General features: G+C 37.9%; 17 protein-coding genes and 1 pseudogene. 15 read left to right on the top strand and 3 right to left on the bottom strand.

The window, feature by feature from the left end:
• Window positions 1-80 precede the first annotated feature (80 nt).
• The 9 genes from FW757_RS14125 (at window position 81) to FW757_RS14085 (ending at window position 13,068) form a co-directional block, all read left to right on the top strand.
• A complete protein-coding gene (locus tag FW757_RS14125) occupies window positions 81-653 on the top strand; it encodes an SMI1/KNR4 family protein (protein WP_182761302.1) in 573 nt (190 codons plus the stop codon).
• A gap of 15 nt (window positions 654-668) precedes the next feature.
• Complete coding sequence (locus tag FW757_RS14120) at window positions 669-1,118, top strand: hypothetical protein (RefSeq protein ID WP_182740504.1); 450 nt, start codon at window positions 669-671, stop codon at window positions 1,116-1,118.
• 296 nt (window positions 1,119-1,414) lie between these two features.
• Entirely contained in the window at window positions 1,415-2,167 is a 753-nt protein-coding gene (locus FW757_RS14115) for a DJ-1/PfpI family protein (protein ID WP_446441358.1), read from the top strand.
• Window positions 2,168-2,575: 408 nt separating this feature from the next.
• A complete protein-coding gene (locus tag FW757_RS14110; protein WP_149982874.1) occupies window positions 2,576-3,493 on the top strand; it encodes a carbohydrate kinase family protein in 918 nt (305 codons plus the stop codon).
• A gap of 230 nt (window positions 3,494-3,723) precedes the next feature.
• On the top strand, window positions 3,724-6,663 hold the full coding sequence (locus tag FW757_RS14105) for a SusC/RagA family TonB-linked outer membrane protein (protein WP_182740503.1): 2,940 nt from the start codon (window positions 3,724-3,726) through the stop codon (window positions 6,661-6,663).
• A gap of 33 nt (window positions 6,664-6,696) precedes the next feature.
• A complete protein-coding gene (locus FW757_RS14100; protein WP_446441357.1) occupies window positions 6,697-8,406 on the top strand; it encodes a RagB/SusD family nutrient uptake outer membrane protein in 1,710 nt (569 codons plus the stop codon).
• A gap of 50 nt (window positions 8,407-8,456) precedes the next feature.
• The gene (locus tag FW757_RS14095; protein ID WP_446441356.1) at window positions 8,457-9,794 is read left to right on the top strand and encodes a sugar porter family MFS transporter; all 1,338 of its coding nucleotides are present in this window, start codon (window positions 8,457-8,459) and stop codon (window positions 9,792-9,794) included.
• Window positions 9,781-11,793, top strand: coding sequence for a glycoside hydrolase family 32 protein (locus tag FW757_RS14090; RefSeq protein WP_446441355.1), 2,013 nt, complete (start codon window positions 9,781-9,783; stop codon window positions 11,791-11,793). Before FW757_RS14095 ends, FW757_RS14090 begins: the two co-directional genes overlap by 14 nt.
• Window positions 11,794-11,853: 60 nt before the next feature.
• The gene (locus tag FW757_RS14085; RefSeq protein WP_446441354.1) at window positions 11,854-13,068 is read left to right on the top strand and encodes an oligosaccharide MFS transporter; all 1,215 of its coding nucleotides are present in this window, start codon (window positions 11,854-11,856) and stop codon (window positions 13,066-13,068) included.
• Here the strand turns inward: FW757_RS14085 and FW757_RS14080 are convergent.
• Window positions 13,040-14,035, bottom strand: a complete 996-nt coding sequence (locus tag FW757_RS14080) for a LacI family DNA-binding transcriptional regulator (RefSeq protein ID WP_149982868.1) — start codon at window positions 14,033-14,035, stop codon at window positions 13,040-13,042. The two genes, FW757_RS14085 and FW757_RS14080, sit on opposite strands and share 29 nt — an antisense overlap.
• Window positions 14,036-14,610: 575 nt before the next feature.
• Between FW757_RS14080 and FW757_RS14075 the strand changes: the two genes are divergently transcribed.
• Window positions 14,611-16,131, top strand: coding sequence for an EAL domain-containing protein (locus FW757_RS14075; RefSeq protein ID WP_182718947.1), 1,521 nt, complete (start codon window positions 14,611-14,613; stop codon window positions 16,129-16,131).
• Between the two features lie 256 nt (window positions 16,132-16,387).
• Window positions 16,388-16,522, top strand: coding sequence for a hypothetical protein (locus tag FW757_RS14070; RefSeq protein WP_257326201.1), 135 nt, complete (start codon window positions 16,388-16,390; stop codon window positions 16,520-16,522).
• Between the two features lie 189 nt (window positions 16,523-16,711).
• Here the strand turns inward: FW757_RS14070 and FW757_RS14065 are convergent.
• A pseudogene (locus FW757_RS14065) lies at window positions 16,712-16,912 on the bottom strand (transposase); the annotation flags it as partial.
• Between the two features lie 662 nt (window positions 16,913-17,574).
• Between FW757_RS14065 and ampC the strand changes: the two are divergent.
• On the top strand, window positions 17,575-18,738 hold the full coding sequence (ampC, locus tag FW757_RS14060; RefSeq protein WP_182784664.1) for a class C beta-lactamase: 1,164 nt from the start codon (window positions 17,575-17,577) through the stop codon (window positions 18,736-18,738).
• 109 nt (window positions 18,739-18,847) lie between these two features.
• Here the strand turns inward: ampC and FW757_RS14055 are convergent, their stop codons facing one another.
• Window positions 18,848-19,669, bottom strand: coding sequence for a PRC-barrel domain-containing protein (locus tag FW757_RS14055; protein ID WP_182794587.1), 822 nt, complete (start codon window positions 19,667-19,669; stop codon window positions 18,848-18,850).
• A 343-nt stretch (window positions 19,670-20,012) separates the two neighbouring features.
• On the opposite strand from FW757_RS14055, the gene FW757_RS14050 reads away from it, so the two are divergent.
• From FW757_RS14050 to dkgB, 3 genes are all read left to right on the top strand, one after another.
• Window positions 20,013-20,360, top strand: a complete 348-nt coding sequence (locus tag FW757_RS14050) for a BON domain-containing protein (protein WP_446441353.1) — start codon at window positions 20,013-20,015, stop codon at window positions 20,358-20,360.
• Window positions 20,357-20,581 carry a hypothetical protein gene (locus FW757_RS14045; RefSeq protein WP_182718951.1) on the top strand — a complete coding sequence of 75 codons (225 nt, stop codon included), beginning with the start codon at window positions 20,357-20,359 and terminating at the stop codon, window positions 20,579-20,581. Before FW757_RS14050 ends, FW757_RS14045 begins: the two co-directional genes overlap by 4 nt.
• Window positions 20,582-21,048: 467 nt before the next feature.
• On the top strand, window positions 21,049-21,876 hold the full coding sequence (dkgB, locus tag FW757_RS14040; protein ID WP_145241103.1) for a 2,5-didehydrogluconate reductase DkgB: 828 nt from the start codon (window positions 21,049-21,051) through the stop codon (window positions 21,874-21,876).
• The last annotated feature ends 22 nt before the right edge of the window (window positions 21,877-21,898 follow it).

Below are 21,898 nucleotides of genomic sequence, written 5' to 3'. Positions count from 1 at the left end.
GAACAGAGTAACAGAGCACGTGATATGGAGCTAATAAGCAATTTCACAGTTAATATGAACGATATTTAAGAGGAGGTTCTGTGGTTACTAAAGAAATAGAAAATATTGAGCGCAGTATTGGTAAGTTACCTAAATCTTACCGTGATTGGATCGAACAGGGTATTACAAAAGACAGCTCCTACAATATGTATTTGTTAGAGTGGATTTCAAGCTCAAATGTATTGAAAATTGAAATAGCTCCTGAGGGCGTACTTGATGGTATTTTGCCAATTGGTGTCTTCCATGGTGTTGCATTTTGGTGTTTGGATAATAAAAATAATGGCAGGGTCATTTTATGTCCACATGATGATATCGTTGCTGATTTTTATGCGCCTTCAGTTGAAGGGTGGATATATCGAATTTGCTTACAAGAAGCATCTAATTTCTGTGATGAAGACGAGATAGTGCAAAAACAGTTACAACTTTGGGCGTCTTTACTCGAAGAATCTAAACCTACTTGGGCTGAGCACATTATGTTGCTGGCAAAATCAAAGGTAAAAAATATGGGGCAGCACTCTGGCGTTATTTCTGACGAAGAGGTAGAAGCAATCATAGCTAAAGAATTCGGTTCAGAGTATTTAACAGAAAAAGTTGAGTTTTTAAACCCGGATTAACGTTAGTGGAGTCTCTTGAATTGGCTTCTATTTTTTTGGGAAGCAGTGTTAATGTGGGCATTGTGGAATACCTGTAAGGTGCATATGATCAATCAACTTAAAGTGACGAATATTGAGTTTTACTCGGATGAAACAGCATTAGTAACTGTTGAAAATGAACACTCAGCCGTTGACGTTTTTTGTCACATTTGTGAATACTCCATAGGTGATAAAGTTAATAACCTCCTTAAAGTGCTAGATGCCAACGTTAGAGCGGCGTACCTTGCCGATTGGCCGGTAGAAATGATTGCAGAAGCATCTAAAGAAAGAATTGAAAAAACGGGGCCTTATTCATACATAGGTTGTGGCAAAGTAATTGATGAAAATGAAGGGGTTATTGAGGTTCAAGGTTTTCTTATCGAGTTCGGTGATCTACCTTGCCAAGGCTCAGTCGAGTTTGAAATTGATAGGCTTGATTTATGGTAAATTGCTTAATAAAGCGTTGATGACAACTGCATTGATAGGCTAATAGATGTAGTCTGGAATGAGAGCGATAAAACGTTTTTTAGTCTTTACTGATAAAAAAGAAATTATTTTAACTTGTGATGGAGCGCCACGACGTGAAGTCGTCATATAACAAACCAATTATTCCGACCTTAACTCGCTACGCTCGTTTCGTCGGCATCTTGGGGCTTTAAGTGTCTAGGCTGATTCCGTATTTAAACCTTTTATTCAATTGTATCGTCTAAATAATGAATTTAATCATTTAAAAAAAGAAAACAATGAAGCTTTTTATATCTATTTTACTTTCAGTAATACTGTTTACTTCAACTAACCTAAGCGCAGAGTCGACAAAAAAAGTATTAATCATCGCATCAAATATGATCGATATGGGGGATTCTGAAAAACACGATGCGAGAAATAATTTATGGGAAGTTGCTCCACCGTACCATATTTTTATGAGCCATGGTTATGATGTCGATTTTGTTTCTCCAAATGGAGGAAAGGTTGAGTTCATGATGGATCCGTTGGGTATTAGTAGTTACACCATTAAATATGAAGGCTTTATGGATAAAGCGAAAAACAGCTTTGCTCCTGAACAAATTAACCCAAATGATTACTGGGGAATTTATATTGGTGGAGGGTATGGCCCATTATTTGATGTAGCTAATAACAAGGAATTACAATCAATTATCGCCAAAGTTTATGAATCTGGCGGTATTATTGGTGCAGGTGGTCACGGTGCCGGTGCGTTTGCCGATGTATTATTATCTTTTGGTCAGTATCTTGTTAAAGGTAAAAAAATTGCTGGTTTTCCTAATTCTACTGAAAAATCTAAGTCATGGGCTAAACAAGGTACTCTGCTACCTTTCCTTGTTGAAAGTCAGTTGAATAAAAATGGAGCTATTGCACAAAACAAAAAAACCTTAGAAGATAAACACGAAGTGGTCGTTGATCAAAGAATCGTTTCAACAATGTTTTTACCTTCAGCTGCTCTAGTTGCAAAAGAAATGATAATTTCTCACAAGCAGTAAATGCACATAACACATATGAGCCTTAACTCTGTCAACACAAGTTAACGAGTTATCAGCGATCCGTTAGAACTCGAGGTAAACTTCTACTCCAAATACCATTTAGGGATAAAAGTTTGCGGTAAAAATTCATAAATTAAACTCTCAAGCATATTATTTGCTTTATTTATAAGTTGCAGATAGACATTTAGTTAATTTTATTAACTTAAATAAACAACGTTGTCTTTTTGTTGCTTAGATGAAATAATATCTCACGACATTTATTTAACAAATATATCTGCATTTTAATTTTTAAGTTAAAAATGTTTAAGTTATTGAAATTTAATATCTTACTTTCTATGAAGTGAAAGGTAAGTTGAACTTTGTCTAATCCGTTATCTGACCATACGAAGCGTATAAGGAAGCTCTTGAATGAGTATAATTGTGAATCAAAACGTGGCTAATAAAATTAGTCTAGTTTGTTTTGGGGAGGTCCTTTGGGACTGTTTTGGCGCAACTAAGCGTTTGGGAGGCGCACCTTTAAATATGTGCTTTAGGGTTAAATCACTTGGAATTGATGCACAAATGATAAGTGCAGTAGGGGAGGATGAGTTAGGTGATGCTCTGCTTGACGAATTAAAAGAAAAGCAATTGAGTACAGAGTACATTGCTGTAAACCCAAACAAAAATACCAGTACGGTGCAGGTAACACTTGATAGCCATGGTTCTGCTAAGTACGAAATTATGCCTGATACTGCCTGGGATAATATTGTTTTAACTGATGAAATTATTGGCAAAGTTGAATCGACGGATATTTTTGTGTTTGGTAGTTTAATTGGCCGTACCGACACTTCATTAATAACTTTAAAGCAACTACTAGAACATGCGAAGTTTAAAGTGTTTGATGTAAATTTACGAGCTCCTCACTATCAACTTGAGAGCTTAATAGAATTAATGAATAGCGCTGACTTTATCAAACTAAATGATGAAGAACTATATGAAATAGCAAAAGGAATGGGGTGTAAATACCATTCATTAGAGCAAAACTTAGCATTTATAGCAAAGCAAACCAACACAGAGTTTTTGTGCGTGACGAAAGGAAACCATGGTGCTTTATTATCGATTAAAGGTAAAAACTACTATAACTCAGGCTACCTGATCGATGTTGTGGATACTGTTGGTGCAGGGGATTCGTTTTTGGGGGCTTTAATTTATCAATTGTGCATTCAAAACGATCCGCAACAGGCAATTAATTTTGCTTGTGCTGCAGGAGCTATGGTTGCTCAGCAGCTAGGGGCAACACCAGATATAACGCATCAGCAAATCTTAGAATTTATTGAACCATGTTAGCGTGCAGCGTTGTATTTCAAGTTATACATATAAATAACAAAATATTTTGTTATTTATATTGAATAGATGTTTTTTTAATGTTAAAAAGACAACGTTGTTTATTTGTGTTGGACCGACCAAGCCAAACAACAAAATGTAAAAAGATATTTTTTTACGCCATAAAGACAACGTTGTTAATTTTAATAATGAAATCAACATTAAAAAATAAAATTAAAATGAGGACACACACAATGCTCAGATTTAGGAAAAACCAGCTTGCTGCGAGTGTTAGTACAGTATTGATAGGTTGTTGGCTGCCATCCAACAGCTTTGCCGCTGAACAACTGCAAGAAGAAGCGTCGGCCAAGGTTGGTATTGAAGTTATTGAAGTTTCATATGGTTATGGAAGTGTTAAAAAACAAGATTTAACCGGCGCAGTTAGCACAGTTGAGCTTGAAGATGTCGTTGATCAGCCTTCAGGTAATATCATGCAAAATTTGCAGGGGCGTGTGCCTGGCTTGCAAATTACAACTAATGGTTCACCTAACTCTGCAGCAACAGTGCGTATTCGTGGTCAAGGTTTAGGACCTTTAGGTAATAACGATCCTCTTTATGTTATTGATGGTGTACCAACTAAATCAGGCATGCATGAACTTAATAGCCATGATATTGCTGATATACAGGTGCTAAGAGATGCGGCAGCTGCAAGTATTTTTGGTGCTCGCTCTGGTAATGGGGTCATTATTATTACCACCAAAAAAGGGAATGAAGGGCTCGACTTTAATTTCTCTTTTAATCAGTCATATGATGATTTTAATTATGAATTAAATCCATTAAATACACAGCAAAGGGGACAAGCAGTTTGGCAAGCTGCAGTAAACGACGGCTCAGATCCAAATGCAGCAAGTTCTCTTTATAGCTATGATTGGAATAATGATTTTAATAACCCTCAATTAAACAACGTTGTTTTTCCTGAGTTTACGGATGCTGCACAGGTGCAACGCCCAGCAGATACTAATTGGTTTGATGAAGTTACGCGCTCTGCAAAAGTAACCGATCTTAACTTTTCAGTTTCAGGTGGTTCAGACAAAGCTTCGATATATAGTTCACTTGGCTATTTCGGCTCAGAAGGTGTTGTTGATGGCTCAGAGTTTGAACGAATAAGCTTTCGCGTTAATTCTGATTATCAGCTAACAAATAAGCTTAAGATTGGTGAAAACTTTATAGTGACAAATCAAGAATCAAACTTGGTTAATGATCTGGCCGGTAATATTCTAACTTTGGCTATAGAACAACAATCTATCGTTCCTGTGTACAACGATAAAGGTGGCTGGGGAGGACCCGTCCCTGGTGTAACTGACCGTGATAATCCGGTTAGACTAATTGAAATGAATCGAGACAATGTTAGTAGATTCAATAAATTAATGGGAAATATTTTTGTTGAATATGAGGCAATAGAGGACTTAACACTAAAAAGCTCTATCGGTTTAGATTACGGGCAATACTACTTCAGAAACTATACCCGTGCTTTTCAAGCTGGCTCGCTAAACTATGGTGATCAGCTGTCAGTGACAGAAAACTGGAATAGCAGTTTTAGTTGGACTAATACCGCAGAATATAAGCTTGATTTAGATGCAAATCATTTTACGTTTTTGGTCGGTACAGAACAAATAGATTATGAGTATGAAGGATCTGTTGGTTTTGGTTCAGGTTTTGCGGCTGATGATCGTGATTATGCTCATTTATCACAAGCAACAGGTGATGTTCGTGTGGAAGGGGATGGCGATAAATGGTCTCTTAATTCTTATTTCGCGCGTATGGACTATAACTTTGATGACCGCTATTTAGCAGGTTTAACAATACGTCGCGATGGCTCATCTCGTTTTGGTAGTAATAATAGCTACGGTAATTTCCCCGCTATTTCTGCAGGTTGGGTGATCAGCAACGAATCATTCTATGATATTGAATTTTTATCTACCTTAAAGCTTCGAGCTAGTTGGGGCAAAACGGGTAATCAAGAAATCCCTACCGATGCAACATATACAACGTATTTAAGCCGTTATGCAACTCGGTCTTTATTCACTGATCAGCAAGATGAAGGGACCGCTTATGATATAGGCGGTGCAAATGGCGGCACGCTTCCTTCTGGGTTTGTAAAAGCACAAACAGGGAATGATGACCTAAAGTGGGAAACATCAACGCAAACAAACATTGGTCTTGATTTTGGCATGCGTTACGAAACCATATACGGCAGTATCGATTGGTTTGAAAAAACCACTGAGGATATTTTAACGTTAACCAATCCACTTGCAACATTAGGTGAAGGCGCTCAGCAATGGGTCAATGGTGGCACGATTGAAAACTCTGGTTTTGAGTTTCTCATTGGCTACGCCGATTACCTTACTTTTGATAGCTTAGATGGTGATATCGATGTCGATATTAGCTTTAACATTTCTTCTGCTAAAAATAAGGTTGTCTCACTACCAGAGGATGTTGTGAATTCATTTGGTGGTAATGGTGATGATAAAACGATTGTTGGTCATTCAGTCAATTCTATTTATGGTTATGTCGCCGATGGGTTATTCCAAAATCAAGGTGAGATAGATGCTCATGCAGCGCAATCTGGGGCTGGTTTAGGCCGAGTTCGCTGGAAAGATTTAGACGGCAATGGCGTGATTGATGAAAACGATCAAAGCTTTTTCACCGATACTGATCCTGACTTTATGTATGGATTGAACATGAATTTCAAATACAAAAATTGGGATTTCAATATGTTCTGGCAAGGTGTTCAAGGAGGTGAGATACGTAATAGCTGGCGTGGATTTACTGACTTCACATCATTAAATATAGGTTCTAACTACGGTGATCGCGTTCTTGATGCATGGTCAGTTAATAATACTGACAGTAATGTACCGGCATTAACTTTAATCGATAACAATGGTGAAGGCCGTCAATCAAGTTTGTTTTGGGAAGATGGCAGCTACCTCAAGCTTCGCAACTTATCTATCGGTTATACACCTGATGAACAGTGGTTAAATCAATACGGTATTAGTTCTGCACGAATTTATTTGCAGGGCAGTAACTTATTGACCATTACGCCATCGGGGACGCTAAGCCAAGATCCAGAAACTCCAAACGGCAACTTCCCAATTCCAAAACGTATCACGTTAGGCGTGAACCTTTCTTTTTGATTTATTAAAACGACAACGATACGAGCACATATTATGAATAAAATTAAAACACTATTTACAGCAGCTACACTCGCGCTTTCTTTAGCATCGTGTGGTGGTTCTGATCTTGATGTTGCACCTTCTGGGGTATTAACCGAAGAACAAGTTTCTAACAGTGAAAATGTAGATGCGTTGATTATTGCTGCCTATTCCTATCTAGGAAACGATCATTATACCGCACCTAACTTTTTATGGCCGACAGGAAACTTACGCGCTGGAGACGCCCATAAAGGCGGTAATGGACCCGGTGATATCTTTGCTTATCATGCATTGTCTTTATATCAACCAATAGTGCCTGATATGGAGTCTTTCCCGCCAGATTTAATTGATTTGAACAACAAAAAATGGGTACGTAATTACACCGGTATTTCAAGAGCAAACTCAGCATTAGCGGTAATCGCAAATGCGCCAGATGCCATTGAAAACAGTGCTGCAAAACAATCCGAACTGCGGTTCATTCGCAGTATTTTCTACTTTGATTTAAAAATACATCATAAGCATATCCCGTGGATTGATGAAACAATGACTCAAGATCAAATTCTTAGCGCTACTAATCGTGAGCTAAGCGATCAAGAGTTATGGGATAAAATTGCTGCAGATTTTGAGTTTGCTGCAAACAATTTACCACAAACCCAAAAAGATGTTGGGCGCGCTTCAGCGTTATCAGCTAAGGCATATCTAGCTAAAACATTACTCTACCAAGCGTATGAGCAGAATGAGCTACATCAAGTTATTAATATTAATAAAGATAAACTTGTAAAAGTGGTGGCTCTGGTTGATGAAATTGAAGAGGCGGGCGTCTATGGCTTATTTGATGATTACGCGAATAACTTTTTGTTTGAAAGTGAAAATGGTAAAGAATCAGTTTTTGCTATTCAGCGCTCTCTAAATGACGGCTCTCCAGATGGACGTGGTAGCTGGCCTAGTGCATTAAATGTGCCAATGGCTGGTGGTTTTGGCTGTTGTGGTTTTCATGTGCCAACAGAAAATTTTGTTAATGCGTTTAAAACAGACCAACAAGGTTTGCCGTTATTCGACTCTTTTAACGACTTTAACTACGACATGACGACTGACTCAGTTGACCCTCGCCTAGATCACACAGTGGCAATGGAAGGTAAACCATTTAAGTATGACGAAAACTTAATTCATGGCGGTGATAGCTGGGCACGTGCCCCTGGTATATATGGCAACTTTACGGCAATGAAAGATCTTGAGCACCCTGACTGTAGTTGTCGTGGTGAGAATGGACCGTTTCCTATCTTTTCATTAAATACACCGCTCATTCGTTACGCTGATGTATTGCTTTGGAAAGCTGAAGCATTAATTGAGTTAGACAGGTATGACGAAGCATTGCCAATCATTAACCGCATTCGTGAGCGTGCTAGAAATAGTACCGGTAAATTACACAACGCGAGTATTTATAACATGGGCTTATATACAAGTTTTGATTCTAAAGAACAGGCAAGAGCGGCACTACGCTTTGAGCGACGTTTAGAATTAGGGCTTGAAGGACATCGCTTTTTTGACTTAGTTCGATGGGGAATAGCGAAAGAAACGATTGATAGTTACTTAGCTATTGAAGCTGTACGTAAACCTTATTTGGTCGATGCTATTTTCACTAAAGGTAAACATGAGTATTTACCTATTCCGAACCAGCAGATGATTTTAAGTGGTGGGTCGTACACACAGAACCCAGGTTATTAATAGTGGTGGGTTTCGGCCCACCTTTTAATCGTTAAGTTTTAAGAGTGATTATGAAAAAAATTATTTATTGGTCAGTCACCGTTGCCGTTGCTGGTTTTTTATTCGGCTTTGATACAGCAGTTATATCCGGTGCGGATAAACCTATTCAAGCGTTATGGAATACGAGCTCGTTATTTCATGGCTTATTAATTATGTCTTCAGCTTTATGGGGAACACTACTGGGTGCCTTAACCGGTAATTACCCATGCGATAAGTGGGGTAGAAAACCCACATTAGTTTTAGTTGGGGTGTTGTTTTTAATTTCGGCACTTGGCTCCGCCATGGCACCTGACGCATATAGCTTCGCCTTATTACGGTTTATTGGTGGCGTGGGAGTGGGCATTTCTTCAATTGTTGTACCTGCTTATATCTCTGAGATTGCACCTGCTAAGTACCGTGGGCGTTTGGTTGCGCTTTATCAGTTTCAAATTGTATTTGGTATCTTAGTTGCGTTTGTTTCTAATTTTTTAATTGCAGGAACATCTGCAATTGACTGGCGTTTAATGTTAGGTGTGGAGGCAATACCTGCTCTGGCTTATTTATTAATGATCATTAAGGCACCTGAAAGCCCACGTTGGTTAGTGCAAAAGAAAAATGAGAAAACTAAAGCGCGTTCAATCTTAGTGACTTTAGGTGAACAAAACCCAGACCAAGTATTAAATGACATTGAACGCGACAAGTTACAAAACAGTCAATCAAAGCTATTTGGTGGTAGTTACAATAAGGCGGCTTTATTTGCATTTTTATTTGCCGCACTTAATCAATTATCTGGCATTAACTTTATCATTTATTATGCACCGCGCGTATTTGAACTTGCAGGGTTGGATGTAAATCAATCATTACTTTCTGGCGCTGGGATTGGCGTGGTTAACCTATGTTTTACCATGCTTGGTTTATCGTTGATTGATAAGTTTGGCCGCCGTTCGCTGATGTATATTGGCTCAATTGGCTACGTTATTTCCCTCTCTGTAGTGGCGTGGGCGTTTAGTACTGACTCTGGTGGCTTAACGGTTGTAGCGTTTGTATTTGTGTTTATTGCCGCTCATGCCATTGGCCAAGGTACCGTTATTTGGGTCTTCATTGCAGAAATATTCCCTAACAAAGTTCGTTCAAAAGGGCAGTCTTTGGGCTCCGGTACGCATTGGTTTTTTGCCGCAGCAATCACTTTACTTATGCCATTTTTCTTAGAACGTTTTAGTGCCACTGAAGTATTCACTTTCTTTACTTTAATGATGTTAGGGCAATTGATTTTTGTTGCGTGGTTTATGCCAGAAACAAAAGGACGTTCTTTAGAAGCAATTTCATTAGATACCAATAATAAGCATGGAGCATTAGATGCGAACCGTTAATTTAGTTTTAATTTCATCATTTTTGGCAGCATGTAGCATGACAAACCAAACTGAACAAACTGCCCCTATGGGTGTAGATAAACCTAGCAAAGAGGCGTTTCGTCCTGCTTTTCATTTTACCCCTAAAAAGCATTGGATGAATGATCCTAACGGTATGGTTTATTACCAAGGTGAATATCATCTGTTTTACCAGCATAATCCTGATTCATCGGTATGGGGACCAATGCATTGGGGACATGCAATTAGTAAAGATATGGTTAATTGGCAGCATCAAGAAATTAAGTTGTTTCCTGATGAGCACGGTACTATCTTCTCTGGCAGTGCGGTAGTTGATTGGCAAAATAGCAGCGGCTTTGGCAGTAAAGAAAACCCACCATTAGTGGCTATATTTACCTATCATGATGATAAAAAGGCGGCACAGGGAGCGATTGATTTTCAAACGCAAGGCATAGCATATAGCACCGATAAAGGCCGCACTTGGAAAAAATACGCTAATAATCCGGTATTAAAAAACCCTGGGATCCGCGACTTCCGTGACCCTAAAGTTAGCTGGCATGAAGATACTCAGCAATGGGTTATGGTATTGGCTCAAGATGATCATATTGGCTTTTACAGCTCAAAAGATTTAAAAACATGGCAATTTGAAAGTAACTTTGGCGCTGATTGGGGCAGTCACGCAGGTGTATGGGAGTGTCCAGATCTTATTCGCGTGCGTATTGAAGGCACCGACGAATATAAATATGTTCTATTAGTGAGTATCAATCCTGGCGCGCCAAATGGCGGCTCTGGTACACAATATTTTGTTGGCGATTTTGACGGTGAAAAATTTGTGTTGGATAGCGATTATCAAAAAATGCTTACAACAACACCTGCCGTTTTCCCTCAAGGGCTTGATTTTTCTAACTTCAAAAATGGCTTAAAAAATTGGCAAGTATCGGGTGAAGCATTTCATATAGTAAATGATCAACCAGCCAATACCATTGCTAGTTCTTTTAAAGATTCGGATAAGGCAACAGGCACCTTAACCTCAAAATCATTTGCGATCGACCATGATTTTATTAACTTTAAAATTGCAGGTGGAAAGCATCACAACAGTACCGCAATACAGTTGTTAGTTGATGGTGAAATAGTTAAAACCGCGAGTGGAAACAATACAGGTACAATGGCCGAGCGTTCTTGGAATGTGAGTCAATTAAAAGGCCAGCAAGCTTATATTAAAGTGGTAGACAATGAACGAGGTAATTGGGGGCATATAAAAATTGCTGATATCGTATTTTCTGATAAAGCAGCAAAAGAAAAGTATGAACCTTCAATATGGCTAGACTACGGTACAGATAATTATGCTGGTGTAACTTTCTCTGATGTTCAAGACGGTAGACACTTATTTATGGGGTGGATGAGTAACTGGCAATACGCAAACCAAGTACCGACTGAGGTATGGCGCAGTGCAATGACGATTCCCCGAGAATTAAAGTTATTGCAAACGCCAGCAGGCGTGCGTTTGGCATCTCAACCGGTTAAAGAGTTAGATAGTTTATTGAGTAACTCACAACAAAAGGCAACATTAACTGGCGCGAATAGCTATCAGTTAGATGAACTTTTTACTGTTGAACCTGGGCAATTTAAGGTGAGTTTTAGTGTAGCAAACGCTGAACAAGTTATTGATATCGTGCTTAGCTCTGCAACGGATGAATACACTAAGCTTCAACTAAACCCAGCTCAAGGACAACTAATACTAGACCGCAGACAGTCGGGTTTAAAAGACTTTGAAGATGGCTTTGCGTCTTTACAAACTGCACCATTACAGAAGGGCCTTGAGTATTACGATGTTGATATATGGGTAGATAAAGCGTCGGTAGAAGTGTTTGTAAATAAGGGGGTTAGCTCTATGACCTCGATTGTTTTTCCAACCTCTCCTTATAATAAAATACAAGTGAGTGCTGAGCAGCCTTTGTCGCTTAGTGACGTAAAGTTAAACAATATAGCAATAGAAAAATAACATTTGAAGCGACTCTATAGTAATATAGAGTCGCTTACTTTTTATAAGGCTATGCGATATATGAGTAGTAATTATCGGCTATTGAGCGCCATTTTCTTTATTTATTTTATGGCATGGTCTTTTTCATTTTCATTTTTTCCTATTTGGCTTAGTCAAGAAGTAGGCCTCAACAGTGCTAAAGTAGGGGTCATCTTTAGTATCAATTCCATCATGGCTTTACTCGTGATGCCTTGCTATGGCATTTTGCAAGATAAACTCGGTTTACAAAAAACACTGCTTTACTTCATTGCATTTTTTATCATATTGATTGGTCCATTTGTCAGTTATGTATACGCACCCTTACTACAAACACAGTTTTATCTGGCTGCTATTTTAGGCGGTGCTGTTTTTTCATGTGCATTTTTGGCTGGAGTCGGGACACTTGAAAGTTATATTGATAAACAAAGTCGCTCGACGAATTTTGAATTTGGTAAAGCTCGAATGTGGGGGTCACTAGGTTGGGCCATGGCAAGCTACTTTGCCGGTTTATCGTTTAATTTATCCCCTAGTTTAAATTATTGGTTATCAAGCATTGCGGCGGTTTGCTTAATGGGGTTATTAGCCTTTGTTAAGGTCGCAAAAAATCAGCCCGAAATAGCGCCTTCTCGAACTTTTTCTCCCGTGCAACAGCTCAAAGCATTTTTTAAAATCGCAGGATTGTGGCGTTTAAGTGTATTTGTGATCGGTGTAAGTTGTATTTATGCGGTATTTGATCAGCAATTTGCTATTTATTACACCTCTTTTTTTGACACCCCAGAGCAAGGTCGAGAGTTTTTTGGTTATTTAACTTCAGCGCAAGTTATCCTTGAGGCTGCTGCTTTGTATTTAGCTGTAAAATGGGTGAATTATTTGGGCGTTAAAAACTCGTTGCTGTTAAGTGGTGTATTGATGGCGATACGAATATATTGCTCGGGGATTGTTAATGACTCTATCAGCATTAGTGTATTAAAATTGTTACATGCAATTGAGTTACCGCTGATGTTAATTGCATTGTTTAAATATATAAACATGCACTTTGAAGCTCGTTATTCAGCCATGATCTATATCATTGGCTTTCAATTTACTACGCAATTGGTGGCGTCAATGTTAGCCGTCGCTGTAGGTGTAGTATATGATAATGTAGGCTTTGCGTTAGCCTACCAATATTTGGGTTTGGTTGTGTGTGTGTTTATTGTATTATCGCTTTTTGCATTAAAGGCAGATGCAATTAAAACGAATCACGAGCAATTAGTTTAAATGGTAAGTGGTGGTGAACAATATCAGTGCGCTGCTCTATGAGGTATTCCATTGCCCAACGTCCCATAGCATGGTGTGGTAATGCCATAGTAGTTAAATTCGGTTGTAATAATTGTGGAATACTGCCCCAATCATCAAAACTAGCTATACCAATATCTTTACCAACGATCATTCCTTTATCATGCACAACAAAGTAAATTTCTAGCGCCATGGGGTCTTGACCACAAATAATTGCATCAGGTTTAAACTCGTCAATTACTCGCGCTGCAGACTCTCTCGAAGTAGAAATCTCACTACCATCGGCTTGACCAATAATCACCGATTCAATGAGTAAATCATCGAGTGGTAAGCCGTGCTTTTTAAATGAATTTATAACGCCTTGTTTACGGCCTTTGGCAGCAACTATATGCTCATTTAAGTTTAAGAAAGCAATTCGTCGATAGCCTTTACGGATTAACGCGTCAGTAATATCTTCACCGGCTTGCTGTTCATCAGGTACTACACAAGGGAAATTATTCAAAGCAGGAAAACAGTTAGCTAAAATTGTTGGTATTTTTTTTAGTTCATCAGCTACCACAACTTGGCGATGATACATTGCTGAATATATAACGCCCTCTACGCGATACTCTAAAAGGCTTTCTATAGCTCTGTCTATACTCGCTTGGGTTTCGTTAACATTGAGGATCAACAGTTCTTTATTTTTCTGCCACGCAATTTCTTGGGCACCACGAATAATATCAAAAGTATAAGGAACACTAAGCAGTTCATCAGCAATAATTGCGTAAATGTTTGAGTTTTTACGTCGCGTTAAACTTGCCGCACGATTAGGACGATAACCTAATTCTTTTATCGCTTTAAGAACTTTCTCGCGGTTAATATCTTTGACTGTTGGATCATTATTGACCACTCGCGATACAGTTTTAAATGAAACACCTGCGTGGACAGCGACTTGCTTAATTGTAACCATACTAGAATAAGACCCTCTGTGATTAAAAACAGTATAACAGCAGATTGCACTTTATTTATATGTTTTTGTTAAGGTTTGAGTTGTCGTTGTTATCTAAAGATAAACTTATTCAGAGGCTTACTTTTAAGTTATTGAGGCGAATTATACTCATGATGTAATAACATTGGCTAAACCTAGTAAGCCGAAAAGGTAATACCAAGCGTTGATATAATAGCTTAAAACATTAGCTCATCAGATTATAGAGTGAGCAGTCACAGTGAATCGAGTTTGATATATTACTATCTCTAATTGGCTCGCCATGGATCGCTTCGACTTTCAATGAGTGGAAGAAACTCGCTGACTTACCAGCTCACCGAATTTGAACCGCTTTATTTTTGATTCTTCGCGAAGTAGGTGGCAGCCTTTTTAATATGGCTAAGTCCTATGTTTTGGATACCTCAATAATTTCAGCTTTTCATACGCAAACAAGCTGCCAGCTGTTAAATAACATTTAATAGTAGGGGCTTGCTGCTAGCGTACGTTACAATTTAATGGTATTAAATGATAATTAATGTGCTAACTGCAAGGGAAAATCTATGTCATTGAGAGCTTTTAAAGAAAAACCAAGTGCAATAATTTTCTTTTTACCGCTTTTGCTACTGCTTTTAATTTGTATATCCCATTTTGGCGCAAACTATGTACAAATGCTTTATCAGAAAAAGTTTACGCAATCTCTTATTAGTAAAGCCGAAGAAATCTCCAGTGATATAAGCCAATCCATTTATCAGACAGAAGCCATTAACCCTCGACGCTGTGATGAAGAAACTGTAAATAAATTACGTATCCTTTTAACTAACTACCACTACACGCATGATGTTGGTTTAGTTAAACAAAATAGAATTATATGTTCGGCAAATTGGGGCATTTTAAAAGAGCCTGTTGAACTTAATGTTGATTTTTTTAAGGGCAATACAGGTTTTTATTTTGCGCAAAAAGTTGAGGGGATTTTTCCTATTGATGCCAAATATGATATTGCAAAACGTAACGGTATCGTTGCATTTACAATTCAAGATCCTTTTAAATATTTTGATCAAGCAAATAAGGATTTTTCGTTTAACATAACCTCTATTGATGGTTTGTACGTTTTCCATCAATTTGACTCCGAATTTCAGTTTGATAATGAATTTAACTTACTATCACAAGAAGTTAAAAGCTGTAGTACAAAGTTTGGCTATTGCGCTAGCGTGCTTAATAATCGCCCTGGGTTACTATTTTTTTCCACTTTGACTCTGACTGCAGTACTTTTACTACTTTGCGTTATTAGTTTTTTAATTATTTATTCTTTTATCTCATACATAGAAAGAACAAATTCGATTGAATTTCGATTACGTAATGCAATCGCAGATGAAAGTATTTATTTAGAATATCAGCCAATTTTAGAGGTCCAGAGTAAGCAGATTATTGGTGTAGAATGTTTAATTAGATGGAAAGATGCGGTACATGGGCAAGTCTCACCTGAGTTATTTTTAAGTATTGCTGAGCAGTTAAATTTATATCCGTCGATGGCATTTTCATCTGTACAGCGAGCATTTAAAGAGTTGTCGCCTTTTGTTATAGAAAAAGATGACTTTAGTATTGCGATTAATGTTAACTCCTTTGAAATTCAAAGTTCGGAGTATTTACCGTTTTTAAATGAGCAATGCGAATTATATAAAATAAGCCAAAAACAAATAAAAATTGAGATCACTGAGCGTATTGGACTGCCACTAAATGAGTTGTCACATTTTGCTTTGCAGGCTAAACGTTATGGGTTTACTGTTGCCTTGGACGATTTTGGCACAGGTGTTTCAAATTTAGTTTGGTTAACTGAAATTAACTTCGATATCATAAAAATAGACCGCATTTTTACCCAATCGATTACTGATCCTTTGAAAAAAGATATGCTACTGGCAATAATGGCACTATTCACTAACCTTAATCGTATTGTTATTTTTGAAGGGGTTGAAACGAAAGAACAGTGTGAATTCATTGAAAAGTATAATAAATGCTACCAGGTTCAAGGTTGGTATTTTTATAAAGCGCTGCCTTTAGATGCGTTGAAAGAATTAATAGTTTAAATAAAGCGGTTTTGCGGAACCGATCATTCACCAGGCCTTACTTGAGTTAGAACACTTATGTCTGACTCAAATAATATGCTTTTTAAATAGTGCTGGTTTTTAGCTAAAGCTGGTGCTTCAAATTTAAACCGTAACCATAATCAAACCAAATATAGTATTTTAGTGTTGTAGCGCACAGAGCTGGGGAGCTTTATAAACTAGGCTTTAAATCTCGGCCTTTTACATTAACGTGAGGGGCGAGAACTCTGAGGCAACTATGCAAAATCCAACTCATGATAAAAAAGTAGATGATAAAAAATCTGCTGAAACACTAAAAAAAGAAGCGGCAAGCAAGCGCGCAGCTTTAGAACCTGACACGAAAAAATCATACAGAAAACCCCAGCAAAAATAATAGAGTCGTTAATTATCTAACCAGTTTTCGCAAAGCATTATTTGAGCTTAATTAAGGGTTGAGTGGCATTATCGACAGGTATATTCGATAAATATGCAAGGAGCTAGATAATAGATGTTCTCTACTATTTGTGGTTCTTCACTCGTTGGTGAGGGATCATATTCTTGTTGTTTAAGGCTACTGAGAGCGCTACGTCATTAGGGGCTGTTGATCTTTGTGGTACATATATTGATCAGCCCGCATTGGTAGCCACATCATCGTAAATGCTAAAGCGAGCATTGAATGATAATTTCGTGCAAGCTTTTCATACCGTGTGGCTATCTTTCTATATTGCTTAATATGGCCAAATGTATTCTCAACCAAGTGCCGATATTTGTACATGCATCAGTCAATATCTTCATTACCTATTAAACTGTTATCCTTGCGTAGAATAACGGGTGTCGTGTTGTTATCACGAACCAACTTTCTCAGTTTTTTACAATCGTAGCCTTTGTTAGCAACAACGACTTTATTTGTTGAACAATTTGCTACGAGTGACTCTGTGTGAACTATACCATGTGTATTTCCGCACGATAATTCATAGAGAATAGGCAATCCTCTGCTATAACCTAAGTATTAGTTTGTTAATTTATGCTGCATACAACATTGGCTGTATTAATTTCACATTTATATAAATCATTCAGCAAAACATACCCATATTCTTCGTCTTTAATTATTTGAGCTTTGGGAGTAGTAAGCTCAAATCAAGACGATTTGTGCATTTCATTTTCTATGAACGTAGAATTTAATACCAACACCGTATTTTAATTCAGTAAAAATTAATAGTCGTACTCACAAAATAGCGGCGGCTTTGCTGACTTTTGCATTTAGAACGAGTAGATCTTGAATATGCTCATCTCTACCATTTTCAAAACGAGGTTAAGCTAAATATCAATATACTCCATTTACAATATTTGAATGAACTCAGGCGCCAGAATTCAATCCGAGAGTTGAGTTTTTATTGCAATATGGTTGCACTGGCGTGGCTATTTTATTCATTAACGAGAGATACAATGAAAATAATTTTAAACAAGCTTGTTATTACTACTTTAGCTGCAACTATAGTGATGTCTAATGATGCTCGGGCTGAAAATAATAATCAAATGTTGAGAAAAGCAGTCGATAAGCAAGCCGAGCGCTTAATGCAGCAGTACCAAATTCCTGGTTTAGCGGTGGGTATAATTGTTGATGGTAAGTCACAGTTTTATAATTATGGTGTTGCGAATAAAGAAAAGAACCAAGCAGTAACACAGAATACACTGTTTGAATTAGGATCGGTCAGTAAAACCTTTGCTGCAACCTTTGCGAGTTATGCTCAAGGCAATGGTACTTTATCATTTGATGACACTGTTGATAAATATCTACCTGAGTTGAAAAATAGCGTTATTGGCAGCACAAAACTTACACAGTTAGCTACCTATACAGCAGGTGGTCTGCCTTTACAGTTCCCTGATAATGTTAAGACTGACGATGATATGATGCAATATTATAAATCTTGGCAGCCAACCTTTGCTGAAAATTCACAACGACTCTATTCAAATCCAAGTATAGGTTTATTTGGCTATGTTTCTGCATTAAGTATGAAAGTTGATTATGCACAGTTTCTGGAAATTAAAATATTTCCGTCGTTAGGCATGTCAAATACGTTTGTTAATGTCCCAGCAAATAAAATGAATGATTATGCATTTGGATATAATGCTTCAGGCGATGCTGTGAGAGTAAATCCCGGTATGCTGGATGCACAAGCATATGGCATTAAGTCTACTAGTGCAGATATGGTGCAATTTATTAAAGCGAATTTAGGGTTAGTCTCTCTCGATGATAAAATCAATACGGCCTTGAAAAGTACTAGGAAGGGCTATTATCAAGCGAGCACTTTCACGCAAGGACTAGCGTGGGAAATGTATCCTTTACCAACTAACTTGGCTGCTCTGTTAGCTGGAAATTCAGTTGAAACCATTACACAACCTCAACCAATCGATATTAATAATTCTCCTCAAGTAGCTTTGCATAATGGCTGGATCAATAAAACAGGTTCAACAAATGGGTTTGGCGCATATATTGTATTTATTCCGGCAAAAAATGCTGGAATTGTTATGTTAGCAAACAAATATTACCCCAACGTAGAACGGGTCAAAGCCGCCTATGCGATTTTAGATTCAGTTATCAGCAGATAACGAAGAATAAAAAGCCACTCATTAGTTTAGTGAGTGGTGTTTTTTTATTTATTGAATATGACTTTTTGCCAAATTTTTTTCGCTAGGCATTACTTGAAAGCCGATCATTTCAGCAATCCTTTTTCGCTTTTGCTAGTTTGTCCCAGTAACCCGCTAGTTCGTAATGTTGATATATAGCTGTTTCAAACTCGGGAGTTATTTGCAAGTTATAATCATACTCTGGCGCATCTTTTATTACTTGGCGGTTGAGATCAACACTGATGGTTTTGTCGAGCCAGCATACTTCGCTGATCCACTCTGGTGGCACGAGCACTTTATGTCCACCCCACCAATTACTGGTATCGATGATCAGATAACGCACCGCCCACGTTGTTTCTTCTACTAATAATCCAGATACATGACCAATATCACCATCATTTGCATTAATATGATAGCCAATAACCTCTTTGCAACTTCGTAAATTTGGATCGGCTTTTTTATTATCTTCACTTTTAACATTATGGTGAGTTAGTTGTGCGCTGCGTGCACCTGCTTCTGTATGTGGGAGGTGTTGGTGGTCACGGTACAATAAATAAGGGTAAATACCGCCTCCCCAAAATCCTTCGCCTACCCAATAATAAGGGTAGCCATAATAATCGAGTAAGCTGGCCTCATTTTGCCGTGACACGGGTTTATCGTTATCGATAGTTGGGCTGTTTTTAACTTGTTCTTTACTGATCAACACAGGCAGAATTTTTTCTATCCAGTTTGGTTTTTGAACCGCAATTGGTGAGATCAAAACCTGACGGCTGGATAGCCAAGAACCTGTTTCAACAACAAAATAGCGGATCACCCATGCTAAATCATCGAATAGAAAATATTTTTCTTTACCGATCACACCATCGGTAGCAGCGATAGCGCAATTTTCAAGATCTTTCATGCTACGTAACATAGTAGTTATCCTTTTTAATGGGGTCGACAGTATAAAGTGTTGGCGTGTTTTAGAGCTGATATTGAGGTTGCCAACTAGGCGATGATTTGAATGAACCGCTTTAGTTTTAGCTTATTTGCCGCGGTTGTCTGTGCGCTGCAGTACACAGCCAAATTAGCGAGTTAATTACATGAATGCAGTAATGACCAGTATGAATCGCTGATTTTTATTATTGACACACAGTTGTTTTGAGTTCGATAACGAACAGAACGTTAGCCTCTTACATAATAAAGTGATGGTAGGTAGTGAAGAATACACTTTACCGCCGATGGTGATCGCTCCACTTAATACTGAGGATATCCTAATGGATAAATACTTTTCAAAAATACTATGTGTTATTGCAATACTGATGGTTTCACAATTAACTGGTTGCTATAAATCCCCAGAAATTGCTGCGGAAAAGCCGCCAAAAAGTACGGTGGCTAACAATGTTTTAGATATCGATGTAACTACAAACGTTAAAATGGCTTTAATGAATGATCCTATTCTCAGAGCATTTAATATCGAAGTCATTACGAATAAAGGCGATGTGCGTTTAATTGGTATTGTTGATAGCCAAAGCCAAATTGACTCAGCAATGTTAATTGCCAAAGGTGCTGAAGGTACGCATGCTATTCATGATGAACTGACTGTGAAAAGGAGTTCGTTATGAAAGGATATCTAATCGTGGGGGTTATAACCGCTGTTTTTGCTGTTACAGCAGTTGCCCAAGAAGATGAACGCGAAGGCGAACACCATATGATGATGGGCAAGATGATGCATGATAAAGAAACATCGCATATGGAACCAAAAATGCGGCAAATGTTTTCGCTAATGCAACAGATCGAAAACGAAAATAATCCACAAAGGTCAACACGCCCTAAAGCGCAGTAGAATAAATCGACTCTGAGCCACTACTTTCAGCGCTAACAGTGTTGAAAATAGCGGCCTTGAGAGATGCACTTTCAATTTTTTATAAAGCGGTCATTTATAAATATAATTATTAGGTGCTAGGGCCGGTTACCTCTCTGGTTGAAGATTGTTTAATTTACAAGCTATTTAATCACCATGCTAGGTTTGTAATCTGATGGGTTAAGTAAAAAATTAAGTAAAACTTCCGCACTTTATTCTGGCTCTCTACCTACATTAATACTGCCTTATCTAAAAACCAAACATACGGATGTAAAAGTAACTGTGAAAGATAAACAGGCTCTAGCCCTTGAAACTAAAGTTAATGGCCTCATACCTTTTACGAGGTCAAAAATTTTAAATGAACAAAGTAACAGGTGTATTTCGAAAAACTTAGGTTAGAAATCTAATAAGTTTGTATTTAAACCGATTATTTTTATAAGGATAAAGTTATGACACAACGTGTAATTGAAATGCCAGACTTAGGCATGGGGACATTCCGCTTAGAAGGAAAAACAGCTTATGAATCTGTAAAAATGGCATTAGAAGTTGGCTTTCGCCATATTGATACCGCACAGATTTATGGCAATGAAGAGCAAGTTGGCCAAGCGATAAAAGACAGCAATATCCCTAGAGACGAGCTATTTATTACCACCAAAGTGTGGAATAACAAACTGAATAAAAGCGATTTTATCGCCAGTGTGAAAGAGTCTCTTAACAAGCTGCAACTCGATTCTGTCGATTTATTGTTGATCCATTGGCCTGCGCCATCAAACGATGAACCAATGAGCGAGTATTTAACTGAGTTATTAACGGCAAAGCAGCTTGGATTAACTAAGCATATTGGTGTATCGAACTTCACTATTGCGAATTTAAAAGAAGCCATGCAAACACTGGACTCACGTGAAATATTCACCAACCAAATAGAAGTACACCCTTATTTAACCAATACCAAGTTACGTGCTTTTTGTCAGCAGCATGACATTCATGTCACCGCCTATATGCCATTTGTGGTAGGTAAAGTGTTAAACGATCATACCATTATTGATATTGCTAAGAAGCATGATGCAAGCCCTGCACAAGTAGTTATTGCATGGGTAAACGCCAAGGGTATGACGACCATTCCGTCATCAACTAAGCGTAAAAATCTTGAAGATAACTTTAATGATAAAGCCGTAAAACTTGATGAAGAAGACATTGCGCGTATTGATGCTCTCGATTGCGGCGACCGTCAAGCAACCCCAAGTTTTGCACCGCAGTGGGATCAAGACACGTTTTAAGCGTGTTCAATATAAAGTGCAG

It is taken from the genome of Pseudoalteromonas sp. 1181_04, assembly GCF_052850545.1.
Note: the sequence above shows the minus strand (reverse complement) of the source record. Positions and strands in the feature narration are given on the sequence as shown.